At 59.9% G+C, this 16,484-nt stretch carries 21 protein-coding genes and 1 pseudogene; 13 read left to right on the top strand and 9 right to left on the bottom strand.

Features of this window, described 5'->3' with window-relative positions; translation table 11 throughout:
- Window positions 1-19: 19 nt before the first annotated feature.
- The 4 genes from PMI25_RS04035 to PMI25_RS04020 all read left to right on the top strand — a co-directional run bounded on the left by PMI25_RS04035 (window position 20) and on the right by PMI25_RS04020 (window position 3,336).
- Window positions 20-784, top strand: a complete 765-nt coding sequence (locus tag PMI25_RS04035) for a COG4705 family protein (RefSeq protein WP_007966354.1) — start codon at window positions 20-22, stop codon at window positions 782-784.
- 28 nt (window positions 785-812) lie between these two features.
- Entirely contained in the window at window positions 813-1,250 is a 438-nt protein-coding gene (locus PMI25_RS04030; protein ID WP_007966353.1) for a hypothetical protein, read from the top strand.
- Window positions 1,251-1,348: 98 nt separating this feature from the next.
- The gene (locus tag PMI25_RS04025) at window positions 1,349-2,014 is read left to right on the top strand and encodes a response regulator (RefSeq protein WP_007966352.1); all 666 of its coding nucleotides are present in this window, start codon (window positions 1,349-1,351) and stop codon (window positions 2,012-2,014) included.
- A complete protein-coding gene (locus PMI25_RS04020; RefSeq protein ID WP_007966351.1) occupies window positions 1,990-3,336 on the top strand; it encodes an ATP-binding protein in 1,347 nt (448 codons plus the stop codon). The genes PMI25_RS04025 and PMI25_RS04020 overlap by 25 nt, the downstream gene beginning before the upstream one ends.
- A 211-nt stretch (window positions 3,337-3,547) precedes the next feature.
- Here the strand turns inward: PMI25_RS04020 and PMI25_RS04015 are convergent, their stop codons facing one another.
- Window positions 3,548-3,907, bottom strand: a complete 360-nt coding sequence (locus PMI25_RS04015; protein WP_007966350.1) for a hypothetical protein — start codon at window positions 3,905-3,907, stop codon at window positions 3,548-3,550.
- Window positions 3,908-4,233: 326 nt separating this feature from the next.
- On the opposite strand from PMI25_RS04015, the gene PMI25_RS29375 reads away from it, so the two are divergent.
- Complete coding sequence (locus tag PMI25_RS29375; RefSeq protein WP_160165318.1) at window positions 4,234-4,401, top strand: hypothetical protein; 168 nt, start codon at window positions 4,234-4,236, stop codon at window positions 4,399-4,401.
- A 74-nt stretch (window positions 4,402-4,475) separates the two neighbouring features.
- Here the strand turns inward: PMI25_RS29375 and PMI25_RS27940 are convergent, their stop codons facing one another.
- The 3 genes and pseudogenes from PMI25_RS27940 to PMI25_RS28545 form a co-directional block, all read right to left on the bottom strand.
- Complete coding sequence (locus PMI25_RS27940) at window positions 4,476-4,634, bottom strand: DUF2986 domain-containing protein (protein WP_007966349.1); 159 nt, start codon at window positions 4,632-4,634, stop codon at window positions 4,476-4,478.
- Between the two features lie 46 nt (window positions 4,635-4,680).
- Window positions 4,681-5,379, bottom strand: a complete 699-nt coding sequence (locus tag PMI25_RS04010) for a phytanoyl-CoA dioxygenase family protein (protein ID WP_007966348.1) — start codon at window positions 5,377-5,379, stop codon at window positions 4,681-4,683.
- A pseudogene (locus PMI25_RS28545) lies at window positions 5,376-5,516 on the bottom strand (dienelactone hydrolase); the annotation flags it as partial. The gene PMI25_RS04010 and the pseudogene PMI25_RS28545, both read right to left, overlap by 4 nt.
- A 318-nt stretch (window positions 5,517-5,834) precedes the next feature.
- Between PMI25_RS28545 and PMI25_RS04000 the strand changes: the two are divergent.
- Entirely contained in the window at window positions 5,835-6,530 is a 696-nt protein-coding gene (locus PMI25_RS04000; RefSeq protein ID WP_007966346.1) for a tRNA (adenine(22)-N(1))-methyltransferase, read from the top strand.
- Window positions 6,531-6,603: 73 nt separating this feature from the next.
- The gene (locus PMI25_RS03995) at window positions 6,604-7,083 is read left to right on the top strand and encodes a MerR family transcriptional regulator (protein ID WP_007966344.1); all 480 of its coding nucleotides are present in this window, start codon (window positions 6,604-6,606) and stop codon (window positions 7,081-7,083) included.
- Window positions 7,084-7,098: 15 nt separating this feature from the next.
- Here the strand turns inward: PMI25_RS03995 and PMI25_RS03990 are convergent, their stop codons facing one another.
- Both PMI25_RS03990 and PMI25_RS03985 read right to left on the bottom strand, forming a co-directional pair.
- Entirely contained in the window at window positions 7,099-8,103 is a 1,005-nt protein-coding gene (locus tag PMI25_RS03990; protein ID WP_045121975.1) for a hypothetical protein, read from the bottom strand.
- Window positions 8,104-8,140: 37 nt separating this feature from the next.
- Window positions 8,141-8,932 (bottom strand): type 1 glutamine amidotransferase domain-containing protein, encoded by a 792-nt coding sequence (locus tag PMI25_RS03985; RefSeq protein WP_007966340.1) that lies wholly within the window; start codon window positions 8,930-8,932, stop codon window positions 8,141-8,143.
- Between the two features lie 195 nt (window positions 8,933-9,127).
- Between PMI25_RS03985 and PMI25_RS03980 the strand changes: the two genes are divergently transcribed.
- Together PMI25_RS03980 and PMI25_RS03975 are read left to right on the top strand one after the other, a co-directional pair.
- Complete coding sequence (locus tag PMI25_RS03980) at window positions 9,128-10,207, top strand: saccharopine dehydrogenase family protein (protein ID WP_007966338.1); 1,080 nt, start codon at window positions 9,128-9,130, stop codon at window positions 10,205-10,207.
- Between the two features lie 74 nt (window positions 10,208-10,281).
- Complete coding sequence (locus PMI25_RS03975) at window positions 10,282-11,514, top strand: NADH:flavin oxidoreductase/NADH oxidase family protein (RefSeq protein ID WP_007966336.1); 1,233 nt, start codon at window positions 10,282-10,284, stop codon at window positions 11,512-11,514.
- A gap of 65 nt (window positions 11,515-11,579) precedes the next feature.
- Here the strand turns inward: PMI25_RS03975 and PMI25_RS03970 are convergent, their stop codons facing one another.
- The gene (locus tag PMI25_RS03970; RefSeq protein ID WP_007966335.1) at window positions 11,580-12,140 is read right to left on the bottom strand and encodes a fasciclin domain-containing protein; all 561 of its coding nucleotides are present in this window, start codon (window positions 12,138-12,140) and stop codon (window positions 11,580-11,582) included.
- A gap of 69 nt (window positions 12,141-12,209) precedes the next feature.
- Between PMI25_RS03970 and PMI25_RS03965 the strand changes: the two genes are divergently transcribed.
- Window positions 12,210-12,755: a GFA family protein gene (locus PMI25_RS03965; protein ID WP_238547066.1), complete on the top strand. Its 546-nt coding sequence runs from the start codon at window positions 12,210-12,212 to the stop codon at window positions 12,753-12,755.
- Window positions 12,756-12,774: 19 nt separating this feature from the next.
- On the opposite strand, the gene PMI25_RS03960 is transcribed toward PMI25_RS03965, so the two are convergent.
- Window positions 12,775-13,293: a DUF1993 domain-containing protein gene (locus PMI25_RS03960; protein WP_007966333.1), complete on the bottom strand. Its 519-nt coding sequence runs from the start codon at window positions 13,291-13,293 to the stop codon at window positions 12,775-12,777.
- 181 nt (window positions 13,294-13,474) lie between these two features.
- Between PMI25_RS03960 and PMI25_RS03955 the strand changes: the two genes are divergently transcribed.
- Genes PMI25_RS03955 through PMI25_RS03945 form a run of 3 tightly spaced genes read left to right on the top strand, consistent with a single transcriptional unit; the run spans window position 13,475 to window position 15,777 of the window.
- Window positions 13,475-14,107 carry a LysE family translocator gene (locus tag PMI25_RS03955; protein WP_007966332.1) on the top strand — a complete coding sequence of 211 codons (633 nt, stop codon included), beginning with the start codon at window positions 13,475-13,477 and terminating at the stop codon, window positions 14,105-14,107.
- Between the two features lie 60 nt (window positions 14,108-14,167).
- Complete coding sequence (locus PMI25_RS03950; protein WP_007966330.1) at window positions 14,168-15,283, top strand: saccharopine dehydrogenase family protein; 1,116 nt, start codon at window positions 14,168-14,170, stop codon at window positions 15,281-15,283.
- Between the two features lie 2 nt (window positions 15,284-15,285).
- Window positions 15,286-15,777, top strand: a complete 492-nt coding sequence (locus PMI25_RS03945; protein WP_007966328.1) for a DUF2269 family protein — start codon at window positions 15,286-15,288, stop codon at window positions 15,775-15,777.
- 8 nt (window positions 15,778-15,785) lie between these two features.
- On the opposite strand, the gene PMI25_RS03940 is transcribed toward PMI25_RS03945, so the two are convergent.
- Entirely contained in the window at window positions 15,786-16,238 is a 453-nt protein-coding gene (locus PMI25_RS03940; protein WP_007966327.1) for a thiol-disulfide oxidoreductase DCC family protein, read from the bottom strand.
- Window positions 16,239-16,484: the final 246 nt, after the last annotated feature.

Genomic DNA, 16,484 nt, shown 5'->3' with positions numbered 1-16,484 from the left:
CAGGAGAGGCGATCCACACATGAATCCCGCAAAAGCCGGATGGCTTAACAAAGTCCCCGAAGTGACACTGGCCTTCTGGGTGATCAAGATTCTCTCGACGACCGTGGGGGAAACCGGCGCCGACTTTCTCGCCGTGGATGCCGGTTTCGGTGCTGGCTGGACCAGCATCGGCATGGCGCTGTTACTCGGGTGCGCGCTGTTCTTTCAAATGCGTAAAACCGCGTATACGCCCTGGATCTACTGGTTGACTGTGGTGCTGGTGAGCATCGTCGGCACGCAGATCACCGACATCATGACCGACATGCTCGACATCAGCCTGTACGTCAGCACTGCGGTGTTCTCGGTGTTGCTGGCCGTTAACTTCCTGATCTGGTTCACGATGGAGGACAACCTGTCGATCCGCGAAATCAACACGCCGCGGCGCGAGCTTTTTTACTGGTCCACTGTGCTCTGCACCTTTGCCCTGGGCACTGCCGCCGGGGACCTGGCAACCGAAGCGCTGGGGTTGGGCTTCACCGTCGGTGCAGTGATATTCGGCGCGCTGATCGCGGCGACGCTGTTGGCCTGGCGGATGGGGGCCAACGTGGTGCTGACCTTCTGGATCGCCTACATCCTCACCCGTCCGTTCGGCGCCTCTCTCGGTGACTTGCTGACTCAGGCCAAGACCTACGGTGGCCTGGGCATGGGCGCCGCCTGGACCAGTGCGATCTTCCTCAGCGTCATCGTGCTGCTGGTGGCGGTCGCGCAGATCAGCCTTGGCAATCGCAAAGCCCTCACTCAATAAACGTTTGGATACCCATCAAGGAATCAATATGCACGCCTTCAAAACGGCTTTTCGCCACGTCGCGATCATCTCGTCTCTGGTACTGCTCGGTAGCCTCGCCGGCTGCTCGAAACCCGCCGACAAGCCCGCTGCCGGCACGCCGACCAGCTCTTTGAGCGCGCCGCCGCAATCGGGCTCGAAGCTGGGTGACCTGAGCGAGTTCCGCAACATCGCCGCCGACGTCAGCGCGCGGGTCGAGAAAAACGACCTGCTCGGCGCCAAGACCCGGATCAAGGATCTGGAGACCTCCTGGGACTCTGCCGAAGCCGGCATCAAGCCGCGTGCCGCTGCCGACTGGCATGTACTGGACAAGGCCATCGACCGCGCGCTGGATGCCCTGCGCGCCAACTCGCCGAAGCAGGCTGACTGCAAGGCGGCCATGGACGACCTGCTCAAGGCTTTCGATTCGATGAACGGCAAGCAGTGATCGCAGCGCTGAACCGGCGGCGGACAAACGTCGGTTCAAGTGCTTCAATACAGGCGCGATGGCCATGACCGTCGCGCCTTTTTCTGTCGGAGCGCTGCATGCGGATTCTGCTGGTCGAAGATGACCTGATGATTGGCGAAGCCATCGAGGCGGCGCTCAAGGAGGCGAGCTACGCCACCGACTGGGTGAAAAACGGCCTCACCGCGCTGGCGGCGCTGGACACTCAGACCTACGACCTGGTGCTGCTCGACCTCGGCCTGCCCGGCAAGGACGGGCTCGATGTGCTGGATGCCATTCGCGCGCGCAACAACCCCGTGCCGCTGCTGATTATCACCGCCCGCGATGGCCTCGATGACCGGCTGCGCGGCCTCGATGGCGGCGCGGATGACTTCCTGCTCAAACCGTTCGACATGGCCGAGTTGCTGGCACGCATGCGAGCGGTATTGCGCCGGCGCGGCGGTAACGCGCAATCGTTGCTGGATAACGGCGAGGTGTCGTTGAACCTGATTTCGAAACAGGCCTCCACCGCGCAAGTCGCCGATGTGCAGCTTTCCAGCCGCGAGTTCGCGCTGTTGCAGGCACTGTTGATCCGCCCGGGGGCGATTCTCTCGCGCAGCGAACTTGAAGACCGGATTTACGGCTGGGGCAACGAAGTGGAAAGCAACGCGGTGGAGTTTTTGATCCATTCGCTGCGGCGCAAACTGGGCAACCATGTCATCAGGAATGTCAGGGGGATGGGATGGATGGTTTCAAAAGGCGTTTGAGCGACTCGGTGCAGTCACGGCTTTCCATCACGCTGTCACTGGCGATTCTCATCGTCGCCTTGCTCGCCGGTGCATTCGCGTTCATCTCGGCGCTCGACGAAGCGCACGAAATGCAGGACGAAAGCCTGCGTCAGGTGGCGCTGCTGTTCGACCGGCAGCACATGACCTTGGGTTATCCCGCTGCCGGGCAGGTCGTTGGTGATGACGAAGACTCGCGGATCACCGTGCAATACCTGGCTGACAGCAGCAAAGCCGTCGGCACTGATGACGCGAGTATTCCATTGCCCTTTCCCCTGACCCTGGCCGATGGTTTGTCGACGCAGAACATTGCCGGTGAACACTATCGTGTACTGGTCAGAACCACCTCGGCAGGCGAACGCATTGCGGTCGCGCAGGAAGCCGACGTGCGCGACAAGGAGGCGCGGGAAAGCGCCTGGCGCAGTCTGCTGCCGTTTCTGATCCTGTTTCCGGTGCTGCTGTTGGTGGTGGGGGATCTGGTGCGCAAGCTGTTTCGACCGATCGCGACGCTTGCGGCGGAAATCGATCAGCGTGACCAGCAGGCACTGCATCCGATCGATGAACAGCACCTGCCGAGCGAGATCCGGCCCTTCGTTGTGGCGATCAATCGATTGCTCAAACGTGTGGCGCAGGCCATGGAGGCGCAACGACGGTTTATCGCCGATGCCGCCCATGAACTGCGCTCGCCGATGACCGCGCTGTCGCTGCAGGCTGAGCGATTGGCCGCTGCGCCCATGTCGGCTGACACCCGGCAGAACTTTCTGCCACTGGCTCAGGGCATCGAGCGCAGTCGCAAGCTGATCGAACAATTGCTGGCCCTGGCCGCCGCGCAATCAATCGCGCAACGCGCCGAGGCCGCTGTGTCGGTGCATGCCGTGTTTCGCCGAGTGCTGGAAGACCTGCTGCCACTGGCAGAGAACAAAGACATCGATATCGGCGTGGAAAGCATCGACGACGTGCAGGTCGTCATCAACGAACTCGACCTGTTGATCCTGATCAAGAACCTGGTGGATAACGCCATTCGCTATACCCCGGCGGGCGGACGAGTCGACCTCAGCGTCGAACGGACGGAGCAGGGCGTGAGCATCGAAATCAAGGACTCGGGGCCGGGCATCCGCGCCGAAGAACAGGCGCTGGTGTTCGATCCGTTTTACCGCAGCCTGGGCACCGGCGAGGCCGGGTCCGGGTTGGGGCTGTCGATTGTCAGGGCGATCGCCGAACGCACGGGGATTCGGGTGGGTTTGAGTTTTGTCGATGAAGTGGCGCAGCGTGGCTTGCGTGTTTCGCTGTGGTTGTCCTCATAAGACCGCCCAGTTCTTGTCACTCACCCACGTTCGACAGCCATGCCTGAAGAGTTCGAAGTCTCCAGCCCCCCTGAGCAACACATCGAGCACACCACCCATCATGCCCATGCACAAGGCGATCGCTTCGCCTGCAAGATTGCGGTCATGACGGCGATCATGGCGACCGTCGGCGCCCTGATGAGTTGCAGCTACGCGGGACTTGCGTGCTCGTTCAGAGTCCCCCGAATCCAGAGAACCAGGGAAACATAGCCGTGCCTTTATGTCCTTTGTATTCGGATTTCTTGGCAAGCCGCTTGCGACAATAAAACAGACTGATCGTGGCAGGGATGATGAACAGGGCAATCATCCACGGAAACACACTGGTCAGTCCCAGGCTTATGGTCGTAACAAGGCTGATCAGCACTATGCCAATGATCACCAGGTTGTAGCGAATATGCTGACGCTGAATTGAAGCAAAGCTGTCCCAGTCGTAAATCAGCCAGTCATGGGAGAAATTGTCGCACTGAGGGCACTTATGGGTTGGCGGAGGGCTGTTTGTCACATAGCCACATTCGGGACATCGAGCTTTCATTCACGATCCGCAATTGCATGAATGGGATGGCACATTTGTCTTTGCGATCCGGGTACGCAGGCGCGCCACCCGAAACTGAGGTTAGCAGGGCAGTATCGTTTTTCCACTGTTCTGCGCTGCTACGGGCTGTCTCCAGGTACAGTCAGTCGCGAGCGCCTTGAGGACATGACGGACGCGCGATCGGCAGGAGATACGCATACGGCGCCAGAGGCAGCCGGGCTGACTATGCTGTGGGCGTCTACGCTGCAAAAACTGCTGCGCACGAGCTCGGCACGGCAAAAAAATGCCGGCCAGGAAAATGGCCAGAAGGGACACGGATGAAGAGCATGGCTTTTGTAATCATTTTTCTCGGAGGCGGCGTTGCGCTCTATCCATTTATTAATGAATTGCAGCTGAACGATCCCGTGACAAGCTCCCATTCAGCACTCAAAGCGCCACCCGCTCCAGACGCCTGCTGGCCTCCAGTGAATATGCCGCCGGATGCGAGAATCTGAATATATCCCCGGTCCTCGGCATGCCGACTGCCTGTCTCAGCCGACCGAGTGTGATTGAACTCTGGCGCGCTGGATCAGCTTTCGTTGGTTTCAACCGGTTCGGCCGCCGCTTCGGCCGCCATCTTCGCGCGGTCAGCCTTGCTGATGTACTTGGGTTTTTTCGGCGCGAGTTTGGCGCTGGCCTTTTTGGCCTTTTCCTTGAACAACTGCTGCAGTTTCTTTTGACGGTTCATGTTTCTTCTCGGTGAAGGGGCTGGGCATCTGCCCGCCAGGCGCGCATTAAAACCGGCTCGCAGCGTTTTGGCGAGTCTGTTGCAGCGATGCAGGATCGAACTGTTCACGGGTGTCCATGCGCACACCACGCAACGCCGCGGTTTCCAGCTGCGTCGTGTACAGCGCCTGCGCGCAATAGTTGATCAGAATAGAGCGCCGACGTGCGCCATTCATATTGCGACTGGCTGCATGGAGCAGATCGACGTCAAACAGCAGAATGTCCCCCGCAGTCCCTGAAAGCTGCACGACGGCGGTCTCGTCGTTGGGGTCGAATGGGAGTTGTTGTGGCGACGGTCGGTGGCTGCCCGGGACGATGCGCGTGGCGCCGTTGGCGGGGTCGTAGTCGTCGAAAAAGGCGATGGCGTTGACCATGTCGCCGGGCCGCTGGATCGACAAGTCGCGGTGCAGTTGCTGATGGCCGCCGCCGGCAAGCGGTTCGCGACCCTCGACCTGGGACAGGAAGAAGCGTTCGCCAATCAGCTCACCTGCCACCGCCAGTACCTGCGGCAGGCGACACACCGCTTGCACGGTTGCATCCAGGTCCAGCAGCGAATGGCGCCAGTCCGCGCCGCGCGGGACCGGCCAGTGTTCTGATGCTTGCACATTTGCATCGAATACCGCGCGCAGGTCGGCGAGCCACTTTCCCGGGATCGCACGGCGCAGCAGCGCATAACCTTGCCGGTGAAGTTGCTCGCGCTCGATCATGGCTTCGACGTCGCCAGAAAATCGCTGATCAGCGCCACCACCTGCTGTTGGATCTCCTCACGCGGGCGCGCATGGTCGCCATCCCGACAAATGACGCCATCGCCCGGTGCGTCTTCTTCGAGCACTTCGATTGCGCCCGCCGCCAGGGTCGTGCTGTGAAAGCCGGTGGGACGCGAATCCGCGAGTGCGCTGGTGGACAGGCCAAATAGAAGCAGGGCGCCGAGAGCTGTTTTCAAGGTTGATCTTCCATGAGTGCATTTGTTGTTTTGAGATACGGCTGCGCGCAGATTAGTAGGCCGGTTGCAAAGAAGATAGCGGATGCAGGCGGCTCTGCAGCGAGCGGCGTCGGAGTAAGGCCGCGCCCGTCCGGATTTGAATTACCCGACGTTGCCCGCTAGAGTCGCGCCCCTTGTCCGGCCAGCAGCGCCGGCGATGGCTGGGGAAGAGGGCGGCAGTTGAACGAACACACTTTGTCCATGCGTCTGGAGCGGGTGGCGGCGCAGGTACCGGCGGGCGCGCGGCTGGCGGATATCGGCTCGGATCACGGGTATTTGCCGGTGACCCTGATGCGTCGTGGCGCCATCGTTGCGGCGGTGGCCGGCGAGGTGGCGCTGACGCCGTTCCATGCCGCGGTGCGCACGGTGCGCGACAACGATCTGCAGCAGCACATCAGCGTGCGTCTGGCCAGCGGTCTGGCGGCGATCGAGCCTGATGACGGAATCACCGCGATCAGCCTCTGCGGCATGGGCGGCGAGACGATTCGCGACATTCTCGACAGCGGTAAGGCGCGCCTGCGCGGGCACGAACGGCTGATCCTGCAACCCAACGGCGGCGAGCAACCCCTGCGCCAATGGCTGATGGACAACGGCTACCGCATCCTCGACGAGGAAGTGCTGCAGGAAAACCGCTTCTTCTATGAAATCATCGTCGCCGAACGCGGTGCCCCGGTAAGCTACAGCGCCCGACAGTTGTACTTCGGCCCGTTGTTGATGCAAGCACGCAGCCCGGCATTCATCGCCAAATGGCAGCGCTCGTTACGGCAGAAACAGAAGACCCTGAACAGCTTCAAACAGGCGCGCCAGGCTGTACCCGAGGAAAAGCTGGAAGAGATAGCGCGGCAGATTCAGTGGATGACTGAGCTGTTGGCTTGATCTGCCGTGTTGGCTCTTGCACTCCTTCGGGTTTAAAGTCAGCTTCAAGGTTAACGTGCTTGCGGAGTTGGACATGAGAATCGGTGAACTGGCGAAAATCAGCGGACTGGCGCCGTCGCGCATCCGCTTCTACGAAGCGAGCGGGTTGATCACTTCGGTCGCGCGCAAAGCCAATGGCTATCGCGATTACGCCCCCGATACCCAATGGATTCTGCAGATCATTACGGGCGCGCAGGCGGCGGGTTTCTCATTGGAGGAAATCCGTCAGTTGATGCCAATGAATGCCAGCGGTTGGCAGCACGACCAGTTGCTCAGTGGCTTGAAGCGAAAAGTCGATGAAATCGAAGTCCTGCAGCAGCGACTGGCGCAGAACAAGGAGCAACTGCTGCGGGCCATCCAGGGTATCGAGGATAAACCTGCGGGGATGGCGTGTGCCGACAATGCGCAGATGCTGATCCATCGGCTGCGCGAAGACGGCGTGGCTTCTGCGCCCGACAAGCAGCCAGCCGCTGCGGCAAGAAAAGCAAACGCCCGCCAGGCATCCCGAGCCTGACGGGCGTTACCGCTTTCAGCGCTTGCCAACCAGCGTGGCGAGCGGCTTTGGTGCGTAAAGTGCACTCTGGAACTCCGGGACATATTCGTACTTGACCATTTTCCCCAGCTTCAGGTCGCGCAGGTAGGTTGACAGGCTGCCATCGCTCAGCGTCAGCGTGGCGGCATCCGCGTCCCGGCTGGAACCGTGGCTGAGCTGGCGCGACACCGCGTAGCCATAGGCCAGTTGGCCCTGGTGATCGAGGTTGGTGAAACTGCTGGTGACGATATTCTCATTGCGCGACAGTTTGTCGAGCTTCTTCGCGGTGAAGGACACGTCCGGTTTGCCGGTCTGGCTGTCGCTGATCTCATAGATCACCGATTGCCGGTTTTCTTTGCGATCAATCCCGGTCAGCCACTTCGGCAGGTTGTAACCGACGACTCCGCGCACCCGTGCCAGCTCGGTATTGACCGGCAACTTGAGCACATAACCCCAGAAGTCTTCTGACATCGATTGGCCAATCAACGTGAGCGGTCCCAGGTTGGCTTTGCCGGGTTTGTTGGTGATGATCGACACGGCAACTTCGTTATAGGCGTCGTTATCGCAATGCTCGTAGGTGTACGCAGTGAATGCGATCAAGCCACGTCCTGGCCAGACTTGCAGCGGTTGCACGGTGGCCAGTATTTCGGGCGGCATCAACGCCCGGAGCCGGTCGAGGTCGGCGGTATAGATCGCCGTGACACGACTGTTCTGGTAGTAGAAGTTTGGGGAATAGGACTCGAAGCCAATGTCGACCTTGTGCTTTTCCAGTCCTTTGAACCAGCTTAAATCAACGCCCGGGACTTCGGCGGCAATCACCGACAACGGCGGATTGGAGCGAAAGCGGTCATAGAGGCCACCCTTGACGACGGGCACCGGGTGGCCGGCAATGTCGATGGTGGTGGTCTCGGTCAGGTCGGACATTTCAGGTGTCTCCGCCAACGCAGCGTTGGCAAAAGTGGTGATCAGCAATCCTGTTAAAACGGCGCTTGCGAGTTTCAATCGGACTTTCTCCGGTGGGTAGGCACTACAAAAAGATTCAGCGCGTTCGTTCGTCGGCGTTGAGCACCGCCATCACGGCTTCAGCCACGGCTTTGGGCGATTGAGGGTTCTGGCCGGTCACCAGTCTTCCATCGGTAATGGCAAATGAAGTGAACGGCAGCCAGCCCTTGCGGTAGTGCGCGCCCTGGCTCACCAAGCGGTCCTCAAGAAAGAATGGCACCTGATTTTTCATGCCCGAGAGCAGCTCTTCGCGGTCAGAGAAACCGGTGATGTTTCGGTTCTTGATGATCAATTGGCCTTGGCTGTCCTTCAGATCCAGCAGACCCGCTACGCCATGGCACACGGCCGACACGATGCCGCCCTGGTTGTAGATGGTTTCGGCGACACGGCGCAGGTCAGGGTTGTCGGGAAAGTCCCACATGACGCCATGGCCCCCGGTGAAGTAGATGACGCCGAAGCGGGACGGATCGACCTCGGCGATCGGCAGCGTATTGGCCAGGCGCGCGCGGAACGCAGGGGACTGCAAGTGCTCCCGCGCAGCCTTGTCCATGTACAACCAGCCCAGACTGCGTTCGTCCAGAGGCACCGCGCCACCCTTGGGGCTGGCAAACACAGTGGTGTAGCCGGCGGCTTCCACCACATCGGTGAAGTGGGTCAGCTCGGTCAGCCACAACCCGGTGGTATCGGTTCGAGAGGGATAACTGGCGTGATTGGTCATGATCACCAGGATCTGGCGATCCTTGATAGCCGCCGACTGAGCATTTGCAAACGTCATGAAAGCACCACCTATCAATAGCAGGGCAGAGGAAACAAGGGTCTTGAGCATCATCCGGGCTCCATCGAGCAAGCAGGTCGGCGCATGCTCACCTTAAACCTCACTTTAAGGTCAACCCCCGCTGCTGCGAATAATTTGCGTCGATGCCATCGGACTTTTGCTTGACCCTCAACCTGACTTTAACGCTAGCGTCTGACGCTGATTGGGCAAGGCAATAACGCCGATCATCAATCCACTCAGGAGCCACGCATGAGTCAGCAAGACCAACCGGATACACCGATGAAATGGATGATTTATGGCGCCAACGGCTATACCGGCGAACTGATCGCTCGCGATGCCGTCAGGCGTGGACTCAGACCGGTGTTGGCCGGACGTAGCCGCGACAAGGTCGAAGCGTTGGCCCGGGAGCTGGGTCTCGAAGCCCGGGTGTTCGGTCTGGATGACCCTGCGCGGTTGCTGGCGCAGATCAAGGGTCACGGCTTGATTCTGCATTGCGCGGGGCCGTTTTCCGCAACCGCCGCGCCGATGATCGAAGCCTGCCTGCGAGCCAGCGCACACTATCTGGATATCACTGGCGAGATTGCCGTATTCGAACATGCGCAGTCTCTGAATGAGCGGGCGCGGGCAGCGGGGTCAGTCATTTGCCCCGGCGTCGGCTTCGATGTAGTTCCGACCGACTGCGTTGCCGCCGCCCTGAAAGACGCGCTGCCGGATGCGACGCATCTGGCGCTGGGCTTCGATTCACGTTCGAGCTTTTCACCCGGCACTGCCAAGACTTCAATCGAAGGCCTGGCGCAGGGCGGCAAGGTCCGGCGTGACGGCAAGATCGTTTCCGTGCCGCTGGCCTATCGGGTTCGGCGTATCGATTTCGGTGCCGGGGAGAAGCTGGCGATGACCATCCCCTGGGGCGATGTGTCCACCGCCTGGCACACCACCGGCATCGCCAATATCGAGGTGTTCATACCGGGTTCGGCGGGGATGATTCGCGGCGCCAGGCTCGCTAACTGGATTCGTCCGTTGCTGGGACTGTCGTTTGTGCAGCGGCTGCTCAAGGCGCGCATCGGCAAGACCGTGACCGGCCCGGATCAAGCAAAACGTGCTGACCAAGGCACCTATGTGTGGGGCGAGGCGCGCAATGCTCGCGGTGAAAGCAAAGTCGCCCGCGTGCACACCGCGAACGTCTACAGCCTGACGATCGACGCTGCGTTGGCGGTGGTCGGCTATCTGTTGCAGACACGTCCGCCCGGCGGTGCCTACACACCTGCGCGGTTGTTGGGCGCGGATCTGGTGACGCACTTGCCTGGGTCGAGCGAAATCAACATTGAATGAGCTTGAAAAAAGTCATTGACCTTAAAGTTGACTTCAATCTTATGGTGGCCTCATCTCCAGTTGAGGACTGCCCCATGAATATGTTCGACGCCCTGACCTTGCCCAACGGTTCGACCATCAAGAACCGCATCGCCAAAGCCGCCATGGAAGAAAACATGGCGGACGCCGACCAGGCGCCCTCCGCAGAGCTGATGCGTCTGTATCAGGCGTGGGCCGATGGCGGTGCCGGGCTGATCATCACCGGCAACGTGATGGTCGACGGCCGCGCCATGACCGGGCCGGGCGGCGTGGTGCTGCAGGATGATCAGCAACTCGACAAGTTCAAGCGCTGGGCGCGGATCGGTCGTTCTGCCGGTGCGCAGTTCTGGTTGCAGATCAATCATCCGGGGCGCCAGATGCAGTCCAACCTCGGGCAGAAAACCTGGGCGCCGTCAGCGGTGCCGCTGGAGCTGGGCAAACTGTCCAAGCGTTTCGCCACGCCCCACGCCATGACCACCAGTGTGATCAAGGACGTCATCCAGCGCTTTGCCAATACCGCACGCCTGGGTGAACAGGCCGGCTTCACCGGGGTGGAAATCCACGCCGCTCACGGCTATCTGTTGAGCCAGTTTCTCTCGCCTCTGACCAACCAAAGGACGGACGAGTGGGGCGGCTCTCTGCAGAACCGTGCGCGGTTGTTGGTCGAGATCGTCAAGGCAGTCAGGGCCGTGGTTTCCGCGCAATTTGCGGTGGCGGTCAAACTCAATTCCGCAGATTTCCAGCGCGGCGGATTCACCGCTGACGATGCGAAAAAGGTGGTTGAGCTGCTCAACGAATTGGGGGTGGATCTGGTGGAACTGTCCGGTGGCAGCTACGAAGTCCCGGCCATGCAGGGTGAGGCGCGCGATGGTCGCACGTTGGCTCGCGAGGCCTATTTCGTCGAGTTTGCCCGGGACCTTCAGACCGTTGCCAAAATGCCGGTGATGGTCACCGGCGGCATCCGCCGTCGTCCGGTTGCCGAAAACGTCGTGCAGAGTGGTGTGGACATGGTCGGTATCGGTACCGCATTGGCGATCGATCCCCACCTGCCGCGCGACTGGCAGCAGGGCAAGGACAACGCCCCGCAATTGCCGCCGATCACCTGGAAAAACAAGGCCATCGCCGCCCTGGCGAACATGGCGGTGGTGAAGTTTCAGCTGGGTAAACTCAGTCGAGCGAAAAAGCCTGATCCGAGTGTGTCCCCGTTGCGAGCGCTGATTTTGCAGCAGATCGCCATGGCGTTTCGCACTCGGCAATATCGGCGCTGGGTGGAAAAACGTTCGGCGTGAGTCGCAAGGCATTTCAATCGTGACGTTGGCGGACGCTCTGACGAGAGCCCGCCAACGTCAGCCAGTCAATTCGGCATCAGCACCGTATCGACCACATGAATCACGCCATTGGATTGCATGACGTCCGCGATGGTGATCGCAGCTTTTCCGCCTTTGGCGTCCTGCACCCACAGCTTGCCGTCGTGCAACATTACGGTCAGCGATTCGCCCTGGACGGTTTTCAGCATCACTTTGCTGCCGTGCATTTTGGCATCGTCCATCAACTGCTTGGCCGTGTGTGTGCCGGCCACGACGTGGTAAGTCAGGATCTTCGTCAGATCGACCTTGTGTTCAGGCTTGATCAATATATCGACCGTGCCGGCGGGCAGTTTTGCGAAGGCTTCGTTGGTGGGGGCGAAGACCGTGAACGGGCCCTTGCTGTTGAGCGTATCCACTAGCCCGGCGGCCTTGACCGCAGCGACCAGTGTCGTGTGATCCTTAGAATTGACTGCGTTCTCGACGATGGTCTTGGTCGGATACATGGCCGCGCCGCCGACCATCACGGTATCGGCGGCAAAGCTGGATCCGGCTCCGAGGCAGAGCAGGGTGAAGCAAGCGACAGCAAGGCGTCTGATGAACATGTGCATGGTGCGTCTCCTGGATTCTTCGACCCTTCAAATGAGGGTGTTGAATATACGGAGCAGGGGGTGAAACGGATGCAGTGCAGAGCGGAAAACTTTGGTTTTTCATCCGGGGCATTAGAATGCTGTTTTGGCCAGCAAAAACTTCAGCATGGATGTGCAAGCGCTCGTCCAAAGGAGATATCCGTGATAACAGGGCAGTGTCTTTGCGCTGCAGTACGCTTTTCCCTCACAGTGGAACCGCGCTTTTTCTATCGCTGCCACTGCTCACTGTGTCGCAAGCAAACCGGTGTCGGGTTCAACCTCGCTACGCTGGTCAGCGCTCGGGACTTTCGCTGGGAGGCGGGCCAGGACTTGATAAACAGTTGGGTCAAACCCAGCGGCTACAGGAATGACTTCTGCGCACAATGCGGCTCGACCGTGCCCAACCCGCTGCGCGGATCACCTTACGTGTGGATTCCGCTCGGCCTGCTGGATGAGGACCTGAACGTGGAGTGCGCTGGCGATTTCTGTGTGGACGATGCCATGTCATGGGATACACAGCGTTCGACACAGAACCATCACGGTGCGGTGGAGTCACTGGCGTTTCTTCTGCAGGAACTCCGGGTCAATCCTGATTGACCCGAAGCTCGCGCTGCACTTACTTCCTTAGATACGCAAACATGTGTTGCACATAATCCGCCTTGCCCAGCGGCACGCCGTTGTGGCGCAGGATGTTGTACGCGGTGATCAGGTGGAAGTAGAACTGCGGCATCGCCCAGTCCACGGCGTATTCGCGGCCGGTCATGTCGAAGGCGATGCCGTTTTGCAGTTCAAGGGCGATGTTCTTGTCCGCGCTGGCGTCGATCTGCGCCGGATTCGCCGCCGCCAGCATCTCCAGTGTGCTGTCGATCAAGGCCTTGGCCGCCGCCATGTTCTCAGGCGGTGTGAGCTTGGTCAGCGGTTGTTGTGTCAGCCGCTGCACGGCGTCCTGAGCCTGAGTGCAAGTGTATTGAACCTGCGTGGCGAGGTTGTGCATGTCCGGCGCCAGACGTGCGTCTAGCAGAACTTGCGCGTCGTAGCCGCGCTCAAGGGCGAAAGCCTCGCTCTTGGACAGGATGGCCGCCAGCGAGCGCAACATCTGGGCGAAACGAGGAAGGGTCACTGCATGGATCGACATGGTTATTCCCTGTGTAGTCATTCAAAGGTGAAACCTCAGTGGCGAAGGGTAGTCGATTCGCTATCTAAAATGGCCGCGACATCGCACTTTGCGCATGATCTTCGTCACGGGCTTTGCCGTTCGGTAAACTGCCTCGACTCGCCCGCAAGGCGACCCAGACAATAAAAACGCCGAGGCCCTTATGATCGACCTTTCCGTAGCACTCCTGTTCGCCGGCGCCTGTTTCGCGCTTGCCCTGACCCCCGGCCCGGACATGCTGCTGATCGCCTCCCGAAGTCTGAGTCAGGGCCGCGCCTCGGGTTTCGTCTCCCTCGCCGGCATTCAGGCCGGCACCTACTGCCACGCACTGGCAGCCGCCCTCGGATTGTCGCAACTGGTCGCCAACGTGCCCGCCGCCTACGACATCATCCGCTTCGCCGGCGCCGCCTATCTGGCATTCCTGGCGTGGAAAGCCTTCACCAGCGTCGCATCATCTTTGGCCACCAGCGAGACCCTGCCAGCCACACCGCTGTTGCGCATCTTCCGCCAAGGGTTGGTGACCAATCTGCTCAATCCGAAAATGGCCCTGTTTGTGCTGGCGCTGTTTCCGCAGTTTGTCGATCCAGGGAAGGGCTCGCTGGTGCTGCAGATGTTAGTGTTTGCGACGATCCTGAATGTGATCGGATTGCTGGTGAATGGGGCGGTGATTGTTTTGGCCAGCAAGGTTGGGAACAAGCTGGCGAGTAATGCACGGATCGCGCGGCGGTTGAATCAGGTGTTGGGGGCGGTGTTTTTTGGCTTGGCTTGTCGGTTAGCGTTGTTTTCGGGGCGGTAGGGGGGGGGCTGCTATCGGCCAAAATCTACCATTCGAGATGAATCGTTCAGGGAAGCGTTGATGGTACTCAGGGTGTTGGTGGTTGGCGGGTATGGAAACTTTGGCAGTATCGTTTGTCGGCATCTGATCGACATGCCGGGCATCGAACTGGCGATCTCGGGGCGCGATCCGCAGAAGCTGGCGCGCAAGGTCACTGAATTGGGGGCGACCTGCGAGCACTGGTGTGGTGATGCGATGGGCGCCGGGTTCGCCGCGGCTCTGCGCGCGATGAATATTCAACTGGTGGTTCACACGGGCGGCCCGTTTCAGGGGCAATCCTATGCGGTGGCCGAGAGTTGCATCGAGGCGGGCGTCAACTATTGCGATCTGGCGGATTGCCGGACATTCGTCAATGGCATCGGCATACTCGATGCACGGGCCAGAGAGGCCGGTCTCACCATCCTCAGTGGTTGCAGTTCGGTGCCGACGCTGTCTTCGGCGATCATCGATGAGCAGCGCCATCACTTCAAACGCATCGACTCGATCGAGCACGGCATTTCCTCATCAGCGAAAATGCCGGGGTTATCGACGATCGAGGGTGTGCTGGCATATGCGGGCAAACCGATCCGCCAACTGCGCAATGGTCAAGTGCATGAAGTGATGGGCTGGGAAGACCTGACCCTGCGCAAGCTGCAGAACCTGGGCACTCGCGCGCTGGCCAATGTGGATGTGCCGGACATGGACATCTTTGCCAGCCGGTTTGGCGCTCACACTTTGAGTTTCAAGGCTGGCGCGGGCCTCAAGTTCGGCGGCGTAGCCAATTATCTGTTTGCACTGGCGATGAGGAAAGGGCTGGTGCGTGACCACAGGGTGTGGGCGGCCCGGTTGCATCGCTGGGGGACATGGTTTGAGCGTTTCGGGGATGGCAAAAGTGCGATGTATATAGATGTGCAAGGTGTCGGCTTGAACGACCAGCCGTTGTCGATGACGGCGCAACTGACCGCGCTGAATGACAGGGGGCCGGAGATCCCGAGTTGTGCTGCCGTTGCTCTGGCCGCGAAGATCGCCCGAGGTTACTTGCCCGAACCGGGTGCCCGTCCTTGTGTCGGTGAGATCAGCGTCGACGAATACATGGCAGCGATCAACGATCCGCAGAATCTTGGCCTGTCGGTGCATTTCTCTGACGGGCTGCGTTGAGCATGCTTTATCTGAGCGTGAAGTACGTGCATGTCATCGCTGCGATTTTCCTCTTCGGCTTCGGCATGGGTTCCTATCTGTACCTGATCGCCGCCAGTCGCACGGCCAATCCACAATTGATCGCACATGTGGCGAGAATGGTCGTGCGCTATGACGCCTGGATCACCACGCCGGCGGGCTTCATCCAGATCGCGACGGGTTATTGGCTGACGAGGGTTTCCGGGTTGCCCTTGACCACGGACTGGGTGCTGATGTCGCTGATCCTGTTCTTTACAGTGGGCTCGCTTTGGCTGCCGGTGCTGTTGCTGCAGAAACGTTTGCAGGGGATGGCGGCGGACGCGGTGCAAGGTGGGGCAGGGCTTGATGCTGATTACCGGGCTGTTTATCGGCAGTGGTTCTGGATGGGTGTTTGCGGGTTTCTCGGGATGTTCGTGATCGTGCTGATGATGGTGACGAAGATGACGCCGGGGCAGTGGCTGCGGTTGATGTTGTAGCTGAGCATTCACACCGGCGACTTGAGAAAGCGTCGTTCGTGATCGGGGTTGGGTAACAGGCAGTTGTCGTACTTGCCGAAAATCCGATAGCGATTCAGTGCGACGCGGTCGTAGGCCCAATCTCTAAGTGCTCGTGGGAAAACACGCAGAAGCCTGACCGGCGACCAACGAGCGGGCAGTAGTGCAATGACTTCAAAGAACGCATCCGAGCGTACCCAGTAATGCTGGTCGCGGATCACCGCCATGGTGTCGAACTGGTCCACCGGCAGATCGGCCCATACCAGCAATGCTTGACCTTCTGGAGATTGCACTGCCGCCAGGCGCACCCGCTGCTTGTTGTCGTGGCGGATCAGAAAACGCGCCCAGCCGTTGCACAGCTTGCAAACGCCGTCGAACAGCACCACGGTCTCGCCTGGATTGAGCAGGGGCGCTGGGGTAGGGCGTATTCGGGAGCCAGGCATGGGGGCAGATCCAGGAAGTTGGACTGTCATTGTGAGACATCATCCGAAGGCGGTGTCTTAGGCGATGGACTATATGCTGCGCATCCGCAGCGGTTGCGTCTATATATAGAAGGCATTTTGGGGTGCTTTCATAGAAAACTGAAATTAACGGTTGACGGCAGATTCAGGAGGTCTATAATTCGCCCCACTTCCGGCGCAGTCGAAACGGAAAACTCCTTGAGATTCAATGAGTTGCGCAGTTTTCGG

It is taken from the genome of Pseudomonas sp. GM30, from assembly GCF_000282275.2.
GTDB lineage: Bacteria > Pseudomonadota > Gammaproteobacteria > Pseudomonadales > Pseudomonadaceae > Aquipseudomonas.
The sequence above is the reverse complement of the archived record's forward strand: the minus strand, read 5'-3'. Positions and strand labels throughout refer to the sequence as shown.